Here is a 17406-nt window from a genome sequence, read left to right as displayed (position 1 = left end):
CTGGACGTCAGCCGTCGCCGACGATGGTGCCCTGAACATCATTGCTCTTCCGTACGGATTGGATCGCAGGTTCGTTGCAACCTCAGGCGATCAACTGGCGGAACGCCTTCTCGACGAGTTCGGGATGTTCCATCTGGGCGACATGACCGGACTGCGGCAGATAGAGCAGCCGGGCATTGGGGAACGCACGCTGGGCCTTGGTCCGGATCCGGGCGTCGACGAGGCGATCCTTGCCGCCGTAGATCAGTTGCACCGGACAGTCGATCCTCGCCGCGTCCGCCCACAACGAACGTCGCGGCGGCGCGAGGTACGAAAGCAGGATGCTGCGGGCGCCGTCGAGGGTCGCCTGCGAACCCCACGGCTGATCGTCACGGCGACGCAACTCGTCCTCATAGACCCGCAGTACTTCGGGCGGCAGCGCGCGTGGGTCGCCGAAAACCATCGACAGACCGACCTCGAGCCGCTTGTCGAACGGCATCCGCTTGCTGCGATCCAGGACCACCTTGCCCAGCCGGGGCGTCGCCAGCGCGGCGAACCAGACCGCGACAGCCGAAGCCCGGGGATGTGGCAGGGCCGGCGAGATCAGGGTCAGCGAGGCGATCTGCTCCGGACGCGACGCCGCCAAGGCGACCGCCGCGGCGCCACCCATCGAGTTGCCGAACAGGTGCACCGGCTGGTCGAACTCGGCGTCCATCAGTTGGCCGAGCAGGTCGGCCTGCTGCCGGATACCGCCGATCCCCGCCAGCGGCGGCGTACGGCCGAAGCCGGGCAGGTCCGGCGCGATGCCGCGGACCGTGTCGTTCAGCAACAGCCCGAGTGCGGTCCAGTTGAGCGACGACCCGCCTAGTCCGTGCACGAACAAGGCAGGCGGTAACTCTTTCGCCGCTCCCGGTACCTCCCTGACCAGCAGGTCGATACCCGCGACCGGCACCGTGCGCGCCGGCCATTCCTGCGCCCCCAACGGCACCGAGGTGCCGGTTACTGACCCGTAACTTTCCACAAAGCCATGGTAAGACTCCTCGAGACTGGACACTGGGAGACATGGCAGCCGGACAGACGCAACTGACCACCGAGGTCGACGGGCAGACGATGAAGCTCACCAACCTCGGCAAGGTGCTCTATCCCCAGACGGGTTTCACCAAGGCCGAGGTGATCGACTACTACCTCCAGGTGGCGCCGTTGCTGCTGCCACACCTGTCGGACCGGCCGCTGACCCGCAAGCGATGGCCGGACGGCACCGGCGCGGCATACTTCTTCGAGAAGAACGCGCCCCGCGGTACGCCGGACTGGGTCCACACCGTGACGCTGCCGACCCCGGGCAGCTCCACCGGCCGCGACGAAGCCGAGTTCGTGGTCGCCAACGACGTACCGACCATCGTCTGGCTCGCGAACCTGGCCGCGCTCGAGCTGCACGTACCGCAGTGGCGGATCGCGCTGTCCGACGACGGCAGGAACCCGACGGCCGACCTGATCGTGTTCGACCTCGATCCCGGGCCCGGTGCGACCATCGTGGACTGCTGCGACGTTGCGCTGGCATTGCGCGAACTGCTGAACCACTTCGGCCTCGAAGGCTGGCCGAAAACGTCCGGAAACAAGGGGATGCACCTCTACGTGCCGATCGAGCCGGCGACGTCACGCAGTACCAGCGCGTTCGCCAAACAACTCGCCGAGCAGTTGGCCGAGGCGTTGCCGGAGAACGTGACCGCGACGATGACGAAGGCGCTCCGGCCGGGCAAGGTGTTCATCGACTGGAGCCAGAACGCGGGCGCCAAGACCACGCTGGCGCCGTACTCGCTGCGCGGCGCCGAGGAGCCGCGGGTGTCGACCCCGATCGACTGGGACGAAGTGGCCGCCGCGACCAGCGTCGAGGACCTCACCTTCCTGCCGGCCGACGTGCTGGCCCGGATCGAGGAGTACGGCGACGTACTCGACGGCCTGTACGACGATCCGCAGCCGCTACCGTCTTAATCCGCACGACTTGGGTACCGGTCCACGAACGACACGAGAGGAGAGCTCTGATGGTCAGCGATCCCGACGTACCGGACAGCATCGTCGAGGTGCCTGCCGAGGCACCCGAGGCCGATGTCCTCGAGCAATACCAGCCGTCAGCTGGTCTGGAAGAAGTCATCGACACTCACCCCGACCTGCCGGACGAGGCCGACCCGGCCGATGTCGACGAGCAGCGCCGAACCGTCGGCGAAGCGGACGACGACGACTACCGCTAGGTAGGATTCGCTTCAACTACCGGGGGCCGCGCCGGCTGCCGGACCGCAAGACCGAAGGAGCCGACGTGTCGACGACACCGGAGACTGCGCCCAAGCGTGGCAGCCGCCTGCCGCGGCTGGCCCGCCGCGCGCAACTGCTCGAGGCGGCCCAGGAGGTCTTCGTCGCCAACGGCTACCACGCCGCCGCGATGGACGACATCGCCGATCGCGCCGGCGTCTCGAAGCCAGTCCTGTACCAGCACTTCCCTGGCAAACTGGACCTCTACCTCGCGCTGCTGGACAGTTCGTGCGAGGCCATCGTCGCCTCCGTCCGGCAGGCGCTGCGGTCCACCGAGGACAACAAGGAGCGGGTCGGCGCGACGATCCACGCCTTCTACGAGTACGTGGCGAATGCCCAGGGCGCGTTCCGGCTCGTGTTCGAGTCGGACTTGACCAACGAGCCCGCCGTTCGCGAGCGGGTCGACCGGGTCACCCACGCGTGCGCCGAGGCGTGCTCCGAGGTGATCAGCGCCGACGCCGGGCTCAACAAGGAACAGTCGATGGTGCTCGCCGTCAGCCTGGTCGGGATGGCCCAGGTCAGCGCCCGCTACTGGCTGGCCGCCGACAACCCGACCCTGGCCCAGGAGCAGGCCGCCGACCTGGTCGCCAGCCTCGCCTGGCGAGGCATCCGAGGCTTCCCCCGCACCGAATCCTGACGCCCCGTACTGCGGCCCGCCGCGTCCGGTCCTTTCCAAGCCTGGAGGTTCTGCTCTGGGCGGACTGGTGAGAGACGGGGACCGGTAGCGGATAGGCTCGAATCGGGTACCGGCGATCCCCGCCGGTCGGAACGCGCCCGGGAGGGTTTCGTGGAGGTCAAGATCGGCGTTCAGCACGCCAATCGCGAATTGGTGCTGGAAAGCGAACTGAGCCCGGCCGAGGTCGAGCAGGTCGTGGCGGACGCGTTCAGCGGAAAGAGCAACTTGCTGTCCCTGACCGACGAGAAGGGCCGCAAGCTACTGGTACCGGCCGACCGGCTGGCCTATGTCGAGATCGGTGAGGTCTCCAGCCGCAAGGTCGGCTTCGGCGCCATCTGAGCGCCCGCACCACGCAGTACCGGCACTGACGAGAGCAAGGCCGGTCCCGTCCCAGAGCCGGCCGTCACGGCCGGCTTCGGGGCCGGGTTGGCAACGGTTGCGGCACGGCCGCGTGTCCCGGTTGCGGAGCGCTACGAACCGAGGACTATGAGGATTAGACCTGCGGGTCCGGTGGCCCGTTTAGCCGGGGGCACCTGGATGACTGCAGGTCAGTTATCCCTCTAGGAGGAACCGTGTACTGGGTCTGGATGCTCATCGTCAGCCTCATCGCCGGCATCATCTTCGGGCCGTTGGCCCGGCTGATACTCCCCGGCAAGCAGAACATCAGCCTCGGCTGGACCATCCTCGGTGGCGGCGTCGGTGCCTTCGTCGGTGGTCTGATCGCCAAGGCCCTCGGCGTCAAGGACACCAGCGGACCGGACTGGACTCAGTACCTGATCCAGATCATCTGCGCTGTGATCGTCGTCGCCATCATCGCCGGCTACCAGAGCCGGTCGAGATCCACCGTCTGACAACCTCACCTCAACGGCCGCCACCCCACTCGGGGCAGGCGGCCGTTGTGTGTTTGTACCCCGCCCACGCAGGCTCCTGCGTCGCCCGCTCCCCACCCCCCAGCTACGGCGCTCCTCCGTCGCACCTCCGCTGCCATGACCGCAGGCGCAGAGGGGACCCGATCGGGTCGAACGGCGGATCCGGCCGAGTGCTGCCGGACAATCACCTAAGTCGCTTAATAGTGCACGCCGCTTCGTTCTACTTCTCTGACGTTGTGTTCTCAGTTCATGTCATGTCAGCAGCTTCGCCGCTCCGTCAACGAGCGTGCTCGCGTTGCGGAAAGCAGCTTTCGCCTGTGCGGCACTGACGAAGACCATGCCGTAATGCGCTCCGTCCTTGATGTCGAGCAGGCGGCCGAGAGCACGTGCCAAGGTCTTACCGTCGGGACCGGCTTGCTCCACCAACTGGATCGCTTGGCGATGATCTTGTCCTCTCGATCTGCGCCCGAGTGTGGCGCCACACGCCGCATCAGCAGCAGCGATGCCAGCAAGCACCGCCAGAGCAGCAACCACGTTGTCGCTCGCAAGCTCGTCATCCTCGAGCCCGATCAGATCAGCGGCGTCAAGGAAGGCACGGGCCTGACTCAGTCGGATGCGGGCCTGGCCAGCGCCACACTCCTCCGTACGTCCACTTGCTCGCGTCACTGCTCGGTTCCTCTGCGCATCAATCGGTTGCGCAATTGTCGGAAGTCCTGTCCATAGACAGTGATGCAGTCGCGGAGCCAGTCGTTGACGATCGGCTCGTCGGCTGCGAAATGGGCGAGTAGCTCGGCACGGCTGACGTCATAGACCTGAAGATGGTTTCCCGTCCATCGGTGAACCCACTCGGACAGCGAGCCGACCTGCTGCTCCCAGTGCGGATGGATCTCATCGACCGGACGCACGACGAGAAGATCGATGTCGCTGCCCATCCCGCCGTCTCCCCGCGCAACTGAGCCGAACAAGCTCGCCGTCAGCGGCTTTTCGGTCCAGTCGTGGTCGATCGTCTCCCGCATGCGATCGATCAGCTTGCCGCGAAGGTCCACCAGTTCGATGACAGCGTCGGCAGCTAGGTGCTCTCGATTCAGCAGGTACTGCGTGCTGGGACCGACCTCGGTTGCCGTGACCAGCCCTGTGGTGGAGAGCCGGCGCAACACCCTCCGCGTACCACTCTCACTGCCGGAGGCCGCCAGCAGGTGAATTTGCCTTCCGGTCAACGGCTTGGTCGTTCGAGCCAAAATGGCAAGTACCGGCGCGTCCATGGTTGGAGTCACCGTAGTCACCGGTCGGGACAGATCCATCGCACCACTATAGTGCGGATATCGGCACTATAGTACGCATATCCGCACTATAGTGCGGATGCGATCCTGCCGCTGGCTAGCTGTGAGGGCAGGGTCGATCAAGCGTTGTCGTCGAACCCAAGGCAGCGCAGGCGTGACGTAGGAACGCCGTAGCTGGGGAGTGGGGAGCGGGCGACGAAGGAGCCCGCGTGGGTGGGGTCAGGCTTGAAGACCGAGGGCTGTCATCCGAGCGGTGTGGGCCTCGGTGAGGCGGGTGAACATGCGGCCGATGGCTGCCAGGTCGAGGCCGGGGCGGTCTACGCTGCCGGCCAGGAGGGCGGCGAGCGGGTCTCGGTCGGCGGCGATTCGCTGGGCTTGGCTAAGGGCCTCGCCGACGAGGCGGCGGCCCCAGAGGGCGAGCCGGCCGCCGACTTTCGGGTCTTCCTCGATCGCGGCGCGGACGCGGTCCACCACGAACTCGGCCTGGCCGGAGTCGGCGAAGACCTCGAGGACGAGTGCGCGGGTCTCGCGTCGACGTACGCGGCGACCTCGCGGTAGAAGTCGTTCGCCAGGCCGTCCCCGACGTAGGCCTTCACCAGGCCCTCGAGCCAGTCGGACGGCGCGGTGTGGTCGTGGAAGGCATCCAGGGGCGTGACGAACGGCTGCATCGCGTCCATCGGATCGACTCCGAGCGCGACCAGCCGGTCACGCAGTTGGACGAAATGGCCGAACTCGGTGGTCGCCAGCTGGGCCAGCTGGGCCTTGTCGTCGAGTGTCGGAGCCAGCTTCGCATCCTCGGCGATCCGCTCGAACGCGGTCAGTTCGCCGTACGCGAGGACACCCAGCAGATCCACCGCCGCGGCCCGGTAGGCGGGATCATCGAAGGCCGTGAGTTCGGTCATGGGTCGCACCATATCGGGCAACCGGCACGGTGGGTGGAAAGTGTGTGCGACGGCCGGGGTGAGTATTCCGGCTACACTGGAGGGTGTTTCGCCGGTGACGCGCCCAGATGGGCAGCTGGTGCGAGCCGCTTGCACAGTGTCCCGCGCCGTGAATACGAGGGTGGATCTCATCGATCCGCCCCTGGCGCCCGGCCCTGCTGCAACTGTCCGTACAAGCATGTGAGAGGCGATCAGCCTGACCACCTTCCGAGAGCTCGGCGTCCTGCCCGAGATCTGTGACGCGCTCGATCGCGTCAACATCGTGGAGCCTTTTCCGATCCAGGAGATGACGCTTCCCATCGCACTGATGGGGACCGACCTGATCGGCCAGGCCCGAACCGGTACCGGTAAGACCCTCGGGTTCGGTATCCCGCTGCTGCAGCGCACCATCTCCCCCGGCGAAGCCGACTACGAGGAGCTGGCCGCGCCCGGCAAACCGCAAGCGCTGGTCGTCACCCCGACCCGCGAGCTGACCATCCAGGTCGCCAAGGACCTCACCACCGCGTCGACCGTGCGGACCGTGCGCGTCCTCACCATCTACGGCGGTGTCTCGTACGACCCGCAGCTGGACGCCCTGAAGTCCGGCGTCGACGTCGTCGTCGGTACGCCGGGGCGGCTGCTCGACCTCGCCAACCGCGGCGTCCTCGACCTGTCCCACATCAAGGTGCTGGTGCTCGACGAGGCCGACGAGATGCTCGACCTAGGCTTCCTGCCCGACGTGGAACGCATCCTGCGCAAGACGCCCGAGCTGCGCCAGACGATGTTGTTCTCGGCAACCATGCCGTCGGCCGTCATCACCTTGGCCCGCACGCACATGCGGCACCCGCTGAACATCCGCGCGGAGTCGCACGACGACTCGCAGATGGTGCCGGCGACCGCGCAGTTCGTCTACCGCGCACACGACCTGGACAAGCCCGAGGTGGTCGCCCGGATCCTGCAGGCCGACGACCGCGGCCGGGTGATGATCTTCTGCCGGACCAAGCGCGAGGCGTCCCGGCTGACCGACGACCTGGTGGACCGCGGCTTCAAGGCCGCGGCGATCCACGGTGACCTGAACCAGCAGGCTCGCGAGCGGGCGCTGACCAGGTTCCGCGGCGACAAGATCGACGTACTGGTGTGTACCGATGTCGCCGCCCGCGGTATCGATGTCGAGGGCGTCACGCACGTCATCAACAACACCTGCCCGGAGGACGAGAAGGCCTACGTGCACCGGATCGGCCGTACCGGCCGGGCCGGCGCGAGCGGGATCGCCGTCACCTTCGTCGACTGGCCGGACGTGGTCCGCTGGAAGACGATCAACAAGGCACTCGACCTTCCGTACGACGAACCGCAGGAGATCTACTCCACCTCGCCGGAGCTGTACCACGACCTCGGCATCCCGGCCGAGGCGAAGGGCCGGATCAAGCCGGCCCGCCCGGTCGAGGAGCGTTCCGCCCGGGACAAGCCGTCCCGCCGGTCCGACGGCGAATCGCGCGGCGACTCCCGTGGTACGCACGGCGAATCGCGCGGCGACTCCCGTGGTACGCGCGGTGACTCGCGAGGCGATGCGCGCGTGGAGCACAAGGGCGACGGCGATGCGGGCGAGCGGTCGAACCGCAAGCGCAACAGCCGCAACCGGCGCCGTACCCGCAGCGGCCGTCCGCTCGAGGGCGAGGCGGCGGCGACGCAGCCGAAGTCCGAGGACGACGTGACTGCCAAGACCGAGGTTCCGCCGACGGTCGAGTCGTCGACCGAGGCCGCCGAGGTGTCGCGCGAGCGCAAGCCGAGGCAGCGCACGCGCCGCCGTACGTCGAACTCCGCCGACGCCCCTGCCGCCGAGCTCACCGACACCACCGTGGAGGCCAAGACCGAAGCCGTCGAGGCGCCGGTCGAGCAGCAGGCGAGTGTCGAAGCACCGGCCCGGAAGCGGACCCGCAAGCGCGCGGCCGCTGCCACCGAGACGACCGACACAGCACCGCAGGCGAGCGACACCGAATCGCAGGTCACCACCGACGCTGCCGCACCCGCCGAGGAGGCTCCGAGAGCCCCCCGCACCCGCAAGCGCGCGGCGGCCAAGGCGAGCGCGGAGCCGGAAGCGGCTGAAGGAACGCCAGTCGTTGCCGATGAGGCGACAGCGGCCGCCCCGAAGGCGAAGCGGACGAGGAAGCGGGCGGCGACGGCCGTAGCCGAGACCGACTCCGGCGTGGGCGAGAAGCCGGCAGACGTGGGTGACGGCGAGGCTCCGGTCAAGGCGGCGCGGACGCGGAAGCGGGCTGCGAAGGCTGTGGCTGAGGTCAAAGCTGAGGTGAGCGAGGCTCCGGTCAAGAGCACCAGCGACCAGGCGCCGGCGAAGAAGGCGACCCCGAAGCGGGCGGTCAAGGCTACGGATGCTCCTTTCACGGCAGACGAGAAGACGGCTGCCGAGAAGCCGGCTGCTGAGAAGTCTGCGACCGCACAGAAGCGGACCGCGAAGAAGGCTGCCGCGGTGATTCCGACCTTCACGGCACCGGAGTAACGCAGTACCGAAGCAGGAGCGAGACCGGTTCGTGGCTGAACGGTGACCGGTCTCGCGCAACGAACGCCGCCCGCCCACCCGTCCTAGGTCCACAGTGACCATCGGGTGGGAAGGGTGTGGCGATGACGAGGACGCGTTTCACGGCCGCGGTAGCAGGAGTGATCCTGACCGCGGCCGTCCTGCTGTCCGGCTGTAGCGGGGAAGGCGGCAACAGGAGCTCTGGCAAGGCGGACAGCGGTTCCGCGGTGGCGCCCGAGCAAGCACAGTCCCAGGCCGACGGAGCGACCGCGGACGGCAAGGTGCCCGCGGCACCGAAATCCGGTGGCAACGCCGCCGACCAGCCGACGGTGACCCGGGCGATCATCAAGACCGGCTCGCTCAGTATCGAGGCCGACGACGTGGATGCCCAACGCCAGAAGGCGATCGGGATCGTCACCGGCCTCAACGGCCAGGTGGTGACCGAGGATTCCGGCAGTGACCTCGACGGCGGGATCACCCGGGCCAATCTGACGCTGAAGGTACCGACCGCGCAGTACGAGACCGCGATCCAGCGCTTGTCCGGGCTGGGCAAGCGGACCGCGATTCACCAGGAGTCCACCGACGCGACCGAGGCCGTCGTCGACGTCGCGAGCAGGATCTCCACCCAGCGGGCCGGCCTCGAGCGGATGCGGGCCTTGCTCGCGAAGGCCACGACGATCGGCGAGATCGTGTCGGTCGAGTCCGAGCTGACCCGGCGCGAATCCGATCTGGAAGCCTTGCTGGCCAAGCAGAAGGCGCTGGCCGGCCAGACCGAACTCGCCACGCTCAACCTCGTCCTCTCCGAGCCCGGCAAGGCGCCACCGGCGCCCAAGAAAGAGGAGACCGGATTCCTGGCCGGGCTGAAAGGCGGCTGGAACGCGTTCGCCGCGACCGTCACCGTACTGCTCACCGCACTGGGCGCGCTGCTGCCGTTCCTGGTCGTCTTCGCACTGATCGGCATTCCGCTGTGGCGCTACCGCCACCGCTTCCGCAGGACGCCGGCGACGGCCCCCGCTACCGGCGCGCTGCCGCCGGCGGAGTAACCAGGACTACAAAAGCCCGGCTGCCAGCTTGCGGTAGGCGTCGGCGCCCGCGGTACGGGAGGCGGTCGAGAGGACCGTCCGACCGATCGCGGGCGCCTCGGCGAACCGGATCGACTTCGGGATCGGCGGCGCCAGCACGGTCAGCTCGTACGTCTCGGCGATCGTCTCCAGCACAGCGCGGGCGTGCGTCGTCCGGCCGTCGTACAGGGTCGGGAGTACGCCGAGGATCCGCAGGCCCGGGTTGGTCAACTGCTGGACATCGTGGATGGTGTCGAGCAACTGGCCGACGCCGCGATGCGCAAGAGTCTCGCACTGCAAGGGAATCAGTACGTCGGACGCCGCCGACAACCCGTTCACCGTGAGCAGCCCGAGGGTCGGTGGGCAGTCGATCAGAATCCAGTCGTACGCCGATCGCAGCGGGCGCAGCGCAGTACGGACGAGGTGCTCCGGTCCGCTCTCGGCCGCCAGCCGGACGTCGGCCGTCGCCAGTTCGATCGTGGCCGGCAAGAGGTCCGGGCCTTCGCCGGTCTCGACCAGCACGTCCCGCGACTTCACCGAGCCGAGCAGGACATGGTGGATCGACTTGTCCAGGTCCTCGGGATCGATACCGAGGGAGAACGTCAGGCAGGCCTGGGGATCGAGGTCGACCAGCAGCACGCGCTGACCGAGTTCCGCCAGGGCAGCTCCGAGTGAGGCAACCGTGGTCGTCTTGGCCACGCCGCCCTTCTGGTTGGCAACCGCGAGTGTGCGAGGCACCCGAGCCATTGTGCCGTACGAACGCCCCGATCCGCCGACCGGTTACCGTTGGGTTCGTGAGTACTCCGCGCACACTGACGTTGCCCGATGGCGTGCACCCCGCAACCCTCGAGACCGACCGTGGCAGCTTCGCCACCTTGCAGGCGCGCCCGGATGTCGGTACGCCGCTCGGCACGGTGCTGCTGATCCCCGGGTGGACCGGCAGCAAGGAGGACTTCACCCCACTGGTGCACCACCTCGCGCGGTACGGGTGGATCACGGTCGCCGTGGACCTGCGCGGCCAGTACGAGACGCCCGGGCCGGCCGACCCGTCGGCGTACACACTGGCGGAGTTCGGCGCGGACGTGGTCGCGATGAGCAAGGCGCTCGGTGGCTACAGTCAACTGGTCGGGCACTCGTTCGGCGGTCTGGTCGCGCGCGAAGCCGTGCTCACCGATCCCACGGTGTTCTCCAGCATCACGCTGCTGTGCTCGGGTCCGGCCGCTTTCAGCGACGAGGTGACGCGGCAGGGCTTGCAGATGCTCGCCTTCGGTCTGGAGAACCTGCCGATCGAGCAGGTCTACGACCTGAAACTGGACCACGACAGCAAGCAACCGACGTACGTCGCACCGGCCGGAGACGTGGCTGCCTTCCTGCGCAAGCGCTTCACCGGCAATGCCCCGATCGGGCTGGCCGAGATCACCAAGCGGCTGCTGGACACCGACGACCGGACCGACCAGTTGGCCAAGTCGGGCGTCCGCGCGCAGGTCGTGTACGGCGAGACCGACGACGGCTGGCCGCTGCCCGTCCAGGAGGCGATGGCCGAGGCGCTCGGCGTACAGGCGCAGGTGATTCCGTCCGCGGGCCACTCCCCCGCGATCGACCAGCCGGCCGCGACCGCCCGGATCCTGGTCGACTTCTTCCACAAGCGCTGACCGACTCCGTCCGCTCCGGCCTGCCACGGCCGGCCCTTCGGCGACCCCTCACACCCTGCTCGGCCGGGCGTGCTGTCAATCCTTTTGACGACGATCGAAAAGGACTGGACGGCCTCTTATCGTGACCTGTAGTGGCCCCGGCGGCGACTAATCTGGTCTAGACAAGTGATTCCGAGTGGGAGGGCCACCACCCCATGACGGTGCAATCCGGGCAAGCGGGGCTCGCACTGCAGACCCACAGTCCACGGCACACCGAACTGTTCCTGGGCGGCCTCGACAGAGTCCGCGTCGCGGTCGCGCCGGCTCCGATGGCCAGCCTGGTCTCGCTGGTCGTCGACGCGCTCGGCGGCCCCCGGCAAGGCATCGCCCCGGAGTGGATCCGGACCGTACGCCGTGCGCTGCCCGCCGACGCCGCGCAGGCCGTGACACCGATGTTCGACCGCACTCGCGCGCTGCTGCCTGCTTGCCTGACCCCGCTGGGCATCGACGGCTCTCCGGTGCAGGACCAGCTCACCCGGGTGGCCGACCTTTCCCCCGACGACCTGAGCCAAGGGGTCGAAGAGCTGACGCCGGGAGAGCCACCGCTGCCGTGGCGAGGGGCGCTGCGCAGACCGAGACAGTGGACCAGTCTGTACGTGAAGGTGCTGACCGCGGCCTGGAAGGCGTACGCGCCGATCTGGCAGCAGTCCACCGCTCTCCGGACCCGCGAGGCCGAGCGAATCGGCGCCGCCGTCGTCACCGGCGGCCTGGACGTACTGCTGTCGAACCTGAGCACAAGGGTCCGGTACGCCGACGAGACGCTCTACCTGTCCGACCGCCATCCGTACCGGGTCGAGCTCGCGGACCGCCCGCTGGTCCTGGTGCCGCTGGTCTCCGGCTCCGCCGCGTCGGTCTTCAACCTCGACGAGCCCGATCGAGCGTGGCTCGGCTATCCCGTGCCCGGGCTGGAGCGACTAGGCACCCGCTCGGTCGCCACGGCCACCGACAGCTTGAGCCTGCTGCTCGGGCCGATCCGTGCCGCGATCCTGCGGGCACTGGACCGTCCCAACAGCATGGGCGGCGTGGCCGAGCACCTGGACGCCGGGCCGAGCACCGCGACGTACCACTGCACTCAGCTCGCGTCGGCCGGCCTGGTGGTCCGGCAACGCGTCGGCCGCGAGGTCCGCATTCAGCGCACTCCCCGCGGCGACGCCCTCGTCGATCTCCTCAGCTGACCGTGGTCAGCCGACCTTCTCCAGCTTCCACTTCTGGCAGTCGCCCTGCCAATAGGGCCAGACCCGCACGTCGGCACCGGCTGCGGTCGAGCAACCGCTCACCTCGAGGGTTCGGCCGCCGACCTTCGACGTCACCTTGTAGTAGCCACCGCTGAGGGCGTCGAGGTACCACTGCTGGCAACTGCCACCCCAGTACGGCCACTGGATCACGTCGGCGTTGTTGGCCGCCGAGCAGCCGGCCACGTCGAGCGCCTTGCCGCTGTGGTTGGCTGTCAGCCGGTACGAGCCGTCACCGTCGGGCCGTCCGCTCGACCAGACGTGGAACAACCGTCCGTCGGGCACCTTCAGGACGGTGCCGTCGATCGAGTGGAAGTCACCGGTGTCCAGCTTGGCCTTGAAGACATACGGCCCCATCGGATGGTCCGACTCCAGCACGAACATCCGGTGCTGGGAGTCGGTACCGTTGTCGGCCGTGAAGTAGAGGTACCACTTCCCGTCCAGCTGATGGATCTCCGGCGCCCAGAGATTGCAGCACGCCTGACCTGGTTGCGGTGTCCACAACGTCTGCTGAGCAGCCGAAGCCAGCCCGGCCACCGAAGGCGCCGACACCCCGACCAGCTTGTCGCCGTGGGTGTAGAGCAGATGATAGTTGCCCTCAGCAAACACCATCCACGGATCGGCCGCACCCTCCCGGACCGGGTTGCGGATCGTGTCCGGCCTGACCTCCTGTACCACGGTCTCCGCAGCCGCGGCCCCCGTCACCGGCCACTGCGCGCCCCCGCCCACCACAGCCGCGACCATCAACCCAGCACCGAAGATCCTCCGCCACCCGAGCATCCCGACCTCCGATCAGAACTTGTCGAGCTTCCAGCGCTGACACGGACCGTTCCAGTACGACCAGGTGATCAGGTGATCCACCTTCTGGTCCGAACAGCCAGGAATGTCGAGCGAATACCCGGTCTTCACCTGCTGAATGCTGTAACTCCCATCAGCCGCCGGCTCCACCCGCCACCGTTGGCAATCGTCATCACCGTTCACCGCGAGCTCGATCACCGGCGCTTCCTTGTTCGGCGAGCAACCGTCCACGTCCAGTGCCTGGCCATCGTTGGCGTTGGTGATCTGGTAGACGTCGTCACCGAGCGGCTTGATGTTCCATTTCTGGCACCCACTGGACGGGATCCAGTCCCAGGTCCGCAGCCCGAGGGCCGGATTGCAGTCCTTGACGTCCAGCACGAACGGCTCGGTCACGCCGGGCGGCTTCGGCATCACCGTCTGAATCCGGTACCGGCCGTCCAGCTGTGGAGTGTTCAGGGCCGGCCGGAGATACCACTGCTGACTTGTGGCGCTCGTACAGGATTGCTGGACGAACTTCGCGCCGTTGGCGGTGTCGCCGCCCGCAATACCGCCGCACTTGCCGCTGTGGGCGAACTTCAGCCGCACTACGGTGTCGTAACTACTGCCTTCCACATAGTCGAGCAGCAACTGCTGGTTCGACGTTCCGTTGCAGGTGTACTGGAAGACGGTCACGTTCTCGCCGGTGTTGCGATCCTGCACGTCCAGGCACCGCGCTTTGCCGTCGCGGGTGGAGCCGTTCGCGTGGACGGTGTGCGCCTCGTACTGTTCCGTCCCCGCGACCTGATCCAGCCGGAAGCGCTGATGCAACCCACCGAAGCAGTCCCACTGCTGAGCGACCTCGGTGATCGCCTGACTCGCACCAGCGATTTCCAGACAGCGCCCGCTGCTCCTGGACACCAGTTCGTAGGTCCGGTTCTCGATCGCGAACTTCGGCCCGGTGACCGCACCGACCGCTGCCTCCCGCCAGCCGCTCACCGGCGCCGCGAACCCGGTTCCGTTCGATACCAGCGAGAACACTTCGCGCCCGCCGCCGTCCAGGGCACTGACCAGTCCGACGTCCGCCTTACGGTCCAGCGTGAAGTCGCCCACCACCAGGGTCGTCTTCACCGGATCGAAGCGACCGGTGTCGCTCCAGCCGTCCGTCGTCACCAGCGCGCTCCCGGTCGAGCGGAAGATCTTCACCGACATCCCGGCCGTCGCCGCGGACGTGTCGTACATTGCGACAAGATCGTCCTTCCCGTCGCCGTCCACATCGCCGACCGCCGGCTTACTCCGGTCCCAGCAGTAGCCGCCCGGACCGCTGTCGAGCAGGATCGCCGGCGTGGACGCGAACGCCGTACCGCTCGATCGGTAGACCTCGGTCACGGTCCGGCAGCCGCCGGCGTTGCGCATGCTGACCAGATCGCTCCTGCCGTCACCGTCCACGTCGGCCAGCAGCGGTGTGGTCTGGCTCCAGTCGCCGCCGACGGACGGCGAGCTCAGCCACTCGACCGGGCTGCCGAGATGGCCGCCGAGGAAGACCAGCGCCTTCCAGGTACCGTTGCCGTTGTTCAACTGGACCACGATGTCGGTCGACTGATCCGCGTTGACATCACCTGAGATCACCCGCGCGGAACTCAACGGCCACCCTGCCGTCCCGCTGTTCCACAAGGGATCCGACGCTGCGTCGAACCGGTTGCCGTCGGTCTTCAGGCTGTAGAGCCCGATCCGATGGCCGGCCTCCTCGCGGAACAGGACGAGATCCGTGCGGCCGTCCCCGTCGAAGTCTCCCTGCACGGGCTTGGTGCGGTACAACGGGAACCCGCCGTTGGCCCCCGAGTCCCACGCCATACTGCCGGTGAAGAAGCCGCTCGACGACGACGGCACGTTCCAGACCGCGGTCCGCCCGTTGCCCTGATCAACGATCGTGGTCACGTCGGCACGACCGTCGCCGTTCACGTCACCTCGCACATGGGGCACCTGCGCCGGTCCGGGCAAGGCGCTCAGATCACGGGCGGGCGTCACCGGACCGACGTTGCCGGCGCGGTCGACGGCCTTGACGTAGAGACGTTTCGTGCGCGCTCCGCCGGGTGTGTCCGGCCACAGCGTCACCGGCAACCGCGCCGTACCGTCCGCGCCGGCCTTGATCCGGAGCGAGACCTTGCCCGAGTCGAAACCGTAGAGGAATTCTGCGACATCCGTGTCGCTCGCTGCGGGCCGCAGGGTGATGATGCCGGGCGTCCCCACCGGGATGGCCGGGCTGCCGTCGGGGAAGTCCGTCGACGACATCACCGGACGGGCCGGTTTGACCGAGTCGATGCTGAAGTAGCACCTGCCGCTTTCCGGCCCGGCGTCGATGCCGTCCCCGTCGACCTTGTCGTCGCTGCGCGCGGTGAAGTAGTACGGCATGCCGTCTGTCAGCGCTCCCGACGGCACCTGCGGCCAGGCGAACGCCGCACCGCTGTTCGTCGAGCCCGCGTCCGACTGGTAGACGAGTTGATCGTCCGAGGCGCGCCGGATCAGCAGCCGGCTGACCAGGTTGTCCCCGTCGGGATCGGTGGCCACCGCGGCGAAGGAGGGTCTGGTCGTGCCGACCATGGTCGGCGCGGTCGCCGTCCCGCAGGGCAGCGGCCGGTCGAAGTTCACCTTCGCCGGCGCGAGCGGCGCGTTGTTGTAGACCACGACGAGCCTGGCCGTCTCGGCGTGGAACCTCTTCCACTGGCTCTCGTCCTCCTCGTTCGGCGCGCGCAGGCCGAGCGTCATGAATCCGGTGCGCGCCGTGGCGATGACCTGCGCCTGGGCTTTCAGGTCGTCCGAACTGAAGGCCATCGTCATGTCCGGCTCGCCGGCATTGGTCCGCGCATGCCCGGAGGCCTCTGCGTTCAGGTACCTGATCCAGAACCCGTTCTGCTCGGTGTCCATCCAGCGCAGCGGAACGGCCGGGTCGATCTCCTTCGTCTGCCACAACCTGGTCGGTGTCGAGGTGCCGGTCGGGCTGTGGTCGAGCACGATGTCGAAGGAGGCACCGATCACCTGCGCGCCACTGATCTGCTCGGTCGAGAACTGGAACAGCGACCGGTACATGTTGTTGCCCGGGTCGTCCCAGGCGTTGCCGACCTTGGCTCCCTCGTCGCGGTCGTAGTTCCAGTACGACGTGTCCGTGTGGGCCCGGTTGACGTGCGTCCACCGATACTCACCGCTGGTCATCGACGGATCCAGATAGAGCGGGAACCGGGCCGTCGGCGAGGTCAGCAGACCCTGGTCCGGCTTGATCACCAAGGCACCGCCGGCCAGGGAGGTCGCCATCCGCGCCTGCCGGGATCCGCTCGATCCACTCATCGCCGTCGCTGTTCCCCGGGCCGTGCTGTCCCACATCATCGCCCCGCCTGCTGTGAACACGACCCGCCCGTGGGCGTCCTTGGCCGTGGTGGTGCCGTCGCCTCCGGTCGCGAGCCGGAGCCCGGCGCCGGCCGACACGGGGAACCGGATCTGCCGCAGCGCCGGATTCATCGCGGCCGAGCGATCCTTCACCGCCAGCACTTCGCTGAAGCCGGTGGAGGTTGCCCGGACCAGGAGATCGACACCAGGCAGCACAGCGCGGTAGGTGGCTGTGTCGCCGGACAGCACCGGCTTCGGCAGCTTTCCCTGCCACCCCATCCTGACCTGAGCCGCCCCTTGACCGAGGGCAACAAGTGGGCCGGAGCCGCCGGCGGACAGGCTCAGATCCATTGCGACCGCCACGGGCCGGACGGTTCCATCCGCCCCGACCCGCAGCGTGGTGTCGATCGGGGACCAGCCGGTGCCTTTGCGGGCACGAACCGGATAGGCGTACTGCTCCAGGCGATGCTCACCCGACGGCTGGACGAACACCTGACTGGTCTCGGACCGCAGAGCCGTCAACTCGACGTCATGACCGGACTTCCTGGCTTCCGCTGCCGCATCGTCCGGCTCGGTTCGCGCTGACGAAGCCTCGGCGGAACCGCCGGCCGACTGCTGCGCGGCCGCGACAGGCACCGGCAGCATCACCAGCGTCGTCAACGCGGCCAGCAGAGCCGTCTTCCTTCTTCCGGACCCACCGATCATC

At 68.0% G+C, this 17406-nt stretch carries 15 protein-coding genes and 1 pseudogene; 9 read left to right on the top strand and 7 right to left on the bottom strand.

The window, feature by feature from the left end; genetic code table 11:
- Positions 1-82 precede the first annotated feature (82 nt).
- A complete protein-coding gene (locus tag EV138_RS25850; RefSeq protein ID WP_133981346.1) occupies positions 83-1000 on the bottom strand; it encodes an alpha/beta fold hydrolase in 918 nt (305 codons plus the stop codon).
- A 41-nt stretch (positions 1001-1041) separates the two neighbouring features.
- Here EV138_RS25850 and ligD point away from each other — a divergent pair, with 41 nt between their 5' ends.
- From ligD to EV138_RS25820, 5 genes are all read left to right on the top strand, one after another.
- The gene (gene ligD, locus EV138_RS25845) at positions 1042-1968 is read left to right on the top strand and encodes a non-homologous end-joining DNA ligase (RefSeq protein WP_133981345.1); all 927 of its coding nucleotides are present in this window, start codon (positions 1042-1044) and stop codon (positions 1966-1968) included.
- 50 nt (positions 1969-2018) lie between these two features.
- Positions 2019-2225 (top strand): hypothetical protein, encoded by a 207-nt coding sequence (locus EV138_RS25840; RefSeq protein ID WP_133981344.1) that lies wholly within the window; start codon positions 2019-2021, stop codon positions 2223-2225.
- A 65-nt stretch (positions 2226-2290) separates the two neighbouring features.
- The gene (locus EV138_RS25835; RefSeq protein WP_112244043.1) at positions 2291-2920 is read left to right on the top strand and encodes a TetR/AcrR family transcriptional regulator; all 630 of its coding nucleotides are present in this window, start codon (positions 2291-2293) and stop codon (positions 2918-2920) included.
- A 150-nt stretch (positions 2921-3070) separates the two neighbouring features.
- Positions 3071-3298, top strand: coding sequence for a DUF3107 domain-containing protein (locus EV138_RS25830; RefSeq protein ID WP_112244045.1), 228 nt, complete (start codon positions 3071-3073; stop codon positions 3296-3298).
- Positions 3299-3531: 233 nt separating this feature from the next.
- A complete protein-coding gene (locus EV138_RS25820; RefSeq protein WP_133981343.1) occupies positions 3532-3810 on the top strand; it encodes a GlsB/YeaQ/YmgE family stress response membrane protein in 279 nt (92 codons plus the stop codon).
- A gap of 270 nt (positions 3811-4080) precedes the next feature.
- Here the strand turns inward: EV138_RS25820 and EV138_RS25815 are convergent, their stop codons facing one another.
- From EV138_RS25815 to EV138_RS25805, 3 genes and pseudogenes are all read right to left on the bottom strand, one after another.
- The gene (locus tag EV138_RS25815; protein ID WP_133981342.1) at positions 4081-4494 is read right to left on the bottom strand and encodes a DNA-binding protein; all 414 of its coding nucleotides are present in this window, start codon (positions 4492-4494) and stop codon (positions 4081-4083) included.
- The gene (locus EV138_RS25810; protein ID WP_133981341.1) at positions 4491-5129 is read right to left on the bottom strand and encodes a nucleotidyltransferase domain-containing protein; all 639 of its coding nucleotides are present in this window, start codon (positions 5127-5129) and stop codon (positions 4491-4493) included. Before EV138_RS25810 ends, EV138_RS25815 begins: the two co-directional genes overlap by 4 nt.
- A gap of 198 nt (positions 5130-5327) precedes the next feature.
- Positions 5328-6181: pseudogene (locus EV138_RS25805) on the bottom strand (ferritin-like fold-containing protein).
- A gap of 154 nt (positions 6182-6335) precedes the next feature.
- On the opposite strand from EV138_RS25805, the gene EV138_RS25800 reads away from it, so the two are divergent.
- Together EV138_RS25800 and EV138_RS25795 are read left to right on the top strand one after the other, a co-directional pair.
- A complete protein-coding gene (locus EV138_RS25800) occupies positions 6336-8543 on the top strand; it encodes a DEAD/DEAH box helicase (protein ID WP_133981340.1) in 2208 nt (735 codons plus the stop codon).
- Positions 8544-8665: 122 nt separating this feature from the next.
- Entirely contained in the window at positions 8666-9604 is a 939-nt protein-coding gene (locus EV138_RS25795) for a DUF4349 domain-containing protein (protein WP_238158353.1), read from the top strand.
- Between the two features lie 6 nt (positions 9605-9610).
- Here the strand turns inward: EV138_RS25795 and EV138_RS25790 are convergent, their stop codons facing one another.
- On the bottom strand, positions 9611-10369 hold the full coding sequence (locus EV138_RS25790) for a ParA family protein (protein WP_133981338.1): 759 nt from the start codon (positions 10367-10369) through the stop codon (positions 9611-9613).
- A gap of 47 nt (positions 10370-10416) precedes the next feature.
- Between EV138_RS25790 and EV138_RS25785 the strand changes: the two genes are divergently transcribed.
- Both EV138_RS25785 and EV138_RS25780 read left to right on the top strand, forming a co-directional pair.
- Entirely contained in the window at positions 10417-11274 is an 858-nt protein-coding gene (locus EV138_RS25785) for an alpha/beta fold hydrolase (protein WP_133981337.1), read from the top strand.
- A 194-nt stretch (positions 11275-11468) separates the two neighbouring features.
- A complete protein-coding gene (locus tag EV138_RS25780; RefSeq protein WP_133981336.1) occupies positions 11469-12488 on the top strand; it encodes an ArsR/SmtB family transcription factor in 1020 nt (339 codons plus the stop codon).
- A gap of 6 nt (positions 12489-12494) precedes the next feature.
- On the opposite strand, the gene EV138_RS25775 is transcribed toward EV138_RS25780, so the two are convergent.
- Both EV138_RS25775 and EV138_RS25770 read right to left on the bottom strand, forming a co-directional pair.
- Positions 12495-13325: an RICIN domain-containing protein gene (locus EV138_RS25775; RefSeq protein WP_133981335.1), complete on the bottom strand. Its 831-nt coding sequence runs from the start codon at positions 13323-13325 to the stop codon at positions 12495-12497.
- A gap of 12 nt (positions 13326-13337) precedes the next feature.
- Positions 13338-17405 carry an RICIN domain-containing protein gene (locus EV138_RS25770; RefSeq protein ID WP_166678677.1) on the bottom strand — a complete coding sequence of 1356 codons (4068 nt, stop codon included), beginning with the start codon at positions 17403-17405 and terminating at the stop codon, positions 13338-13340.
- Between the last annotated feature and the right edge of the window lies 1 nt (position 17406).

It is taken from the genome of Kribbella voronezhensis (genome assembly GCF_004365175.1).
GTDB lineage: Bacteria > Actinomycetota > Actinomycetes > Propionibacteriales > Kribbellaceae > Kribbella > Kribbella voronezhensis.
This window is presented reverse-complemented; position numbering and strand designations above follow the sequence as displayed.